This window comes from Pseudomonadota bacterium (genome assembly GCA_039196715.1).
Lineage (GTDB): Bacteria > Pseudomonadota > Gammaproteobacteria > CALCKW01 > CALCKW01 > CALCKW01.
This window is the reverse complement of sequence record JBCCUP010000142.1, coordinates 1-4166: the sequence shown is the minus strand read 5'-3', so window position 1 is coordinate 4166 and position 4166 is coordinate 1. Positions and strand designations below refer to the sequence as shown.

Here is a 4166-nt window from a genome sequence, read left to right as displayed (position 1 = left end):
TTTGGCTTTCGCGCCACCGCGCGCCACGTCGCTCAGCCTCGGTTCAAGGCGTACACCTCGGCCCCGAGCGTGCGCCCGTCCGGTGTCTCGACGGTCACCGGGACGCGCGTGTACCCCTCACCCTCGAACGCGTCCAGCCGCGTCCAGTGCGCAGTCAACTCGGCCGACAGCAGGACCCAGCCAGCCACCGGGTCGCCCGCCGGGTCGGGCACGATGCCCGGGCAGCCGCTCGCGGCACCCCAACCCTCGTCGTGGAGCTGGCCCCGCAAACTCGCTTGCTCCCAGCTGCCGTCGATGTCGGACACCACCGGGTGATTCGGTTTGCCGGGTGCGAGCGTGCCGTAGACGAAGAGGCCGGGCACGGCTGCCGTGCTCACGTGACACCGCCACGCGCAGCCGCGAGCTCGATAGGCGCACCGTGCGGCGTGGCCCGGGCTGCGGCATCCCACTGCTGCTGGAGTGCCTGCAACTGCCCCGCGCCGGCCAGGCCCTGCGCCTCGAGGAAGCGTTCCAGCGTGTCGAGCCAGCACCCGAAATAGTGGTCTGCGACGCTCTGTTCCGGTGCCTGTGGCGTGGCGGCGAGCGTCGCCCCGAAGGCCTCGGCCCACGCCGGCCATGCGAAATGGCCGGCTTCGTTGAGTGCCGTTGTCATCGCGAACACCTGGGCGTGCCACGGCGCGTCGAACACCGGCTCGCCGCCCTGCACATCCGGCAGCGGCGGGCACGCCAGGGCCACCGTATCAGGCTCGCTCAAGGTAGGGCTCCCAGCAATCGACGTTGACGCAACGCGCGCTACCGTCGGCGCCCCAGAGGTCTGAACCGTCGAAGCGGACGTTGTACAGCCACGTGGGTTGTTCGCCGGCCCCAACCGCGTTGCTGTCCGGAAACACATGGCAGCCGTGTACACGCTCGACGACGCCAACATGGCCGCGCACGTAGCCCGGCAAACGGGTGTGCGTGTGCGGGTGCTGCACTTTCGCGCGGACACGGTCGCCCAGCGCGAACACCGCGTCGATCGTCGCCGGCCGGTCAACCGGGCCGCCGCGTGCGAGCACGGCCGCAACGTCCTCTGCCCTCAACGGCCCCGGGACGTCCTTGGCCGGCACCTCAAGCGCACCGGAAGCCACCTCGCTCTCAGTGACGAGGCCCTTCTCCAGCAACAATTTGACAAGCCCGGCATACCAGATCTCGTAGTAGGAGCTGCCGAGGTAGTCGGCCGGGGGCAGGGATTCGCGCGCAAAGCGCGACATGTCGAGGTTCCACTGCCGCGCGGCCCCCATGGCGAGTGTCAGCGCGAATGCGGTGCGCTGCCACGGCTCGGGGAACGCCGGTTTGTCGGTCGGGTCGACCGGCCCGAAATTCTGCTGCCCGCCCATGTCGTGCGGGCCGTTCACGCCGCGGCCTCCGACGGCGACACCGCGAGGCCCGCGCCAATCATGCTGTCGCGCGTGACCAGGTCGGCGAGGGCGTTTTCGTCGAGCCCCTCGGCACCCTCGGGTCGCATCGGCAACACGAGGTAACGCACTTCGGCGGTGGAGTCCCAGACGCGGACCCCGGTGCCATCGGGCAGCGTGACACCGAACTCGGCCAACACCCCAACCGGGTCGATCACCGCCCGCGACCGGTAGGCCGCGGACTTGTACCAACCGGGTGGCAGGCCGAGCACCGGCCACGGATAGCACGAACACAGCGTGCAGACGACGAGGTTGTGCGTGTCGGGCGTGTTCTCGACCACCACCATGTGCTCGCCCTGGCGGCCAACGAAACCAAGCGAAGCAATCGCGGCGTCGGCATCGTCCAGCAAAGCGCGTTTGAAGTCCGGGTCGGCCCACGCACGCGCCACCACCTGCGCGCCGTTGCGGGGTCCGACGCGGTGTTCGTAGGTGTCGACCAGCGCGTCCATCGCCGCCGGGTCAACATACCCCTTTTGCACCAGCAGGGTTTCGAGCGCACGCACGCGCACGGCGATCGGGTCGAGATGGGAGTGGTCGTGGGACACGCGGTTCGCTCCTGGGGGTACCACGCCACCATAGCGCAGCCCACCGCGGACGTCAGCGTCCGGCTGTCGCGATCGCGCCGCGGTGTCGGCCTCAGGAAACACCGCGCTGCGGTTCCACACTATCGTCAGGACCAGACCGGAGACGCGCCCGCATGACCGACCCTACGCCCGCACCGAGCCCAAGATCGACCCGACGCGCCAGCCGCCGGAGGGCCGGCCCGCGGAGCGCCGGCCGGACGGCACACCCATCGATCCGGACCGGGTGGAGATCGGGCCGACGGCGTTGGCGTTTGCCGAGTGGGCCGAGCGCGGCATCACGCCGCCAAACCTCGAAGCGGTCCGCGGCTACCGGCTGCAGCGCATCGTCGAGCAACTGCAACAGCGCGACTACGGCGCGGTGTTGCTGTTCGACCCGCTCAACATCCGCTACGCGACCGACACCACGAACATGCAGCTCTGGGTAGCACACAACCCGTCGCGCGCGTGCCTGGTGACGGCGAGTGGCTACGTGGTTCTCTGGGACTTCAAAGGCTGCGAGCACCTGTCGCGCCATTTGCCGCGGGTGAACGAGGTGCGTACCGGCGCGGCCTTCTTCTACTTCATGGTGGGCACACGCGAACACGAGGCCGCCAACGCCTTCGTTGACGAGGTCGACGACCTGCTGCGGCAGCACGCCGGCAGCAACCGCCGACTCGCGCTCGACCGCATCGAACCGGTGGGCGTGCACGCGCTCGAGGCCCGCGGCGTGCAGATCGAGAGCGGCGGGGAACTCATGGAGCACGCACGTGCGATCAAATGCGCCGACGAGATCAACGCGATGCGGTGTGCAGTGGCAACCACCGAGATCGCCATTGGTGCCATGCACGCTGCACTTGAGCCCGGTATCGCCGAGGTCGAACTCTGGTCGATCCTGCACGCCGAGAACATCAAGCGCGGCGGCGAGTGGATCGAGACACGCATCCTCTCCTCCGGACCCCGCACCAACCCCTGGATGCAGGAGGCCGGCCCGCGCGAGCTGCAAGCGGGCGACTTTCTCGCCTTCGACACCGACCTGATCGGTCCCTACGGCATGTGCGCCGACATCTCACGCACCTGGCTGGTCGGGGATGTCGCACCGACCAACGAGCAACGCGTGCTCTACCAGACCGCGCTCGAACACATCGTGACCAACCGCGAGATGTGCAAGCCCGGCGTCAGTTTCAGGGACCTGACCTTCAACGGTCACCCCTTGCCGGCCGAGTACGTGCCGCAGCGCTATGGCGTGAAATTTCACGGCGTCGGACTGTGTGACGAGTACCCGTGCATCAGCTACCCCGAAGATTACAAGCCAGGTGCGTTCGACTTCGCCCTCGAACCCGGTATGTGCCTGTGTGTGGAGGTGTACCTCGGCGCCGTCGGCGGTCGCCACGGCGTCAAGCTCGAGGACCAGATCGTGATCACCGAAGACGGCTTTGAGAACCTCTCGACCTACCCCTTCGAGGAACGGCTACTCGCCTGAGCGTGCAACCGCTCAGAACCTGTTCACCGCATTCGCCGACGCTCGCTGCGCGAGGTAGACGCTTCCACAGGGGATGCGGGCCGCTTCACGCTGCCGAAACCGCATGCCCCGTGGGAGCTGCATCGTCGCCCAGTGACATGTGGGGCCCGCCTCGGGGCGAATCCTCCGCCAACCGACACACCGATTTCGCCGACGTTCGCTGCGCGAGGTAGACGCTTCCACAGGGGATGCGGGCCGCTTCATGTCACCGAAGCCGCACACCCCTGTGGGAGCGTGGGCTCTGCGCAGCAGACCCGCGCGAGGGGATTTCAACCCGGGCCAAACGACATTCGCGCCATCTTGGCTTTGCCAAGGATGACGCTCCCACAGGGGATGCGGGCCGCTTCACGCTGCCGAAAACGCATGCCCCGTGGGAGCCGCATCGTCGCGCAGTGACATAAGGGGCCCGCCTCGGGGCGAATTCTCCGCCAACCGACACACCGTGTTCGCAGCCGTTCGCACTGCTAGGCGGCGGCCCACAGAGGGGCTGTGGCTTCCCGACGCTGCGGAACGACGCGGAACCTGTGGGAGCTGCATCGTCGCAAAGCGACATGCAGCGATTCTTCTGCTGAACGGAAAACCGCATTCACCGTTGCTCGATTCACGAGGCGGCGGCTCCCACGGGGTGAC

5 protein-coding genes are annotated in these 4166 nt (G+C 68.0%); 1 reads left to right on the top strand and 4 read right to left on the bottom strand.

Annotation, left to right across the window (positions count from 1 at the left end; all coding sequences use genetic code 11):
- Positions 1 to 32: 32 nt before the first annotated feature.
- Genes AAGA11_22680 through nthA form a run of 4 tightly spaced genes read right to left on the bottom strand, consistent with a single transcriptional unit; the run spans position 33 to position 1999 of the window.
- A complete protein-coding gene (locus AAGA11_22680; GenBank protein ID MEM9605682.1) occupies positions 33 to 377 on the bottom strand; it encodes a gamma-glutamylcyclotransferase family protein in 345 nt (114 codons plus the stop codon).
- Positions 374 to 754 carry a nitrile hydratase accessory protein gene (locus AAGA11_22675; GenBank protein ID MEM9605681.1) on the bottom strand — a complete coding sequence of 127 codons (381 nt, stop codon included), beginning with the start codon at positions 752 to 754 and terminating at the stop codon, positions 374 to 376. The genes AAGA11_22680 and AAGA11_22675 overlap by 4 nt, the downstream gene beginning before the upstream one ends.
- Positions 741 to 1394, bottom strand: coding sequence for a nitrile hydratase subunit beta (nthB, locus tag AAGA11_22670; protein MEM9605680.1), 654 nt, complete (start codon positions 1392 to 1394; stop codon positions 741 to 743). Before nthB ends, AAGA11_22675 begins: the two co-directional genes overlap by 14 nt.
- Positions 1391 to 1999 carry a nitrile hydratase subunit alpha gene (nthA, locus tag AAGA11_22665; protein ID MEM9605679.1) on the bottom strand — a complete coding sequence of 203 codons (609 nt, stop codon included), beginning with the start codon at positions 1997 to 1999 and terminating at the stop codon, positions 1391 to 1393. The genes nthB and nthA overlap by 4 nt, the downstream gene beginning before the upstream one ends.
- 82 nt (positions 2000 to 2081) lie before the next feature.
- Between nthA and dddP the strand changes: the two genes are divergently transcribed.
- A complete protein-coding gene (gene dddP / locus AAGA11_22660) occupies positions 2082 to 3497 on the top strand; it encodes a dimethylsulfonioproprionate lyase DddP (protein ID MEM9605678.1) in 1416 nt (471 codons plus the stop codon).
- Positions 3498 to 4166: the final 669 nt, after the last annotated feature.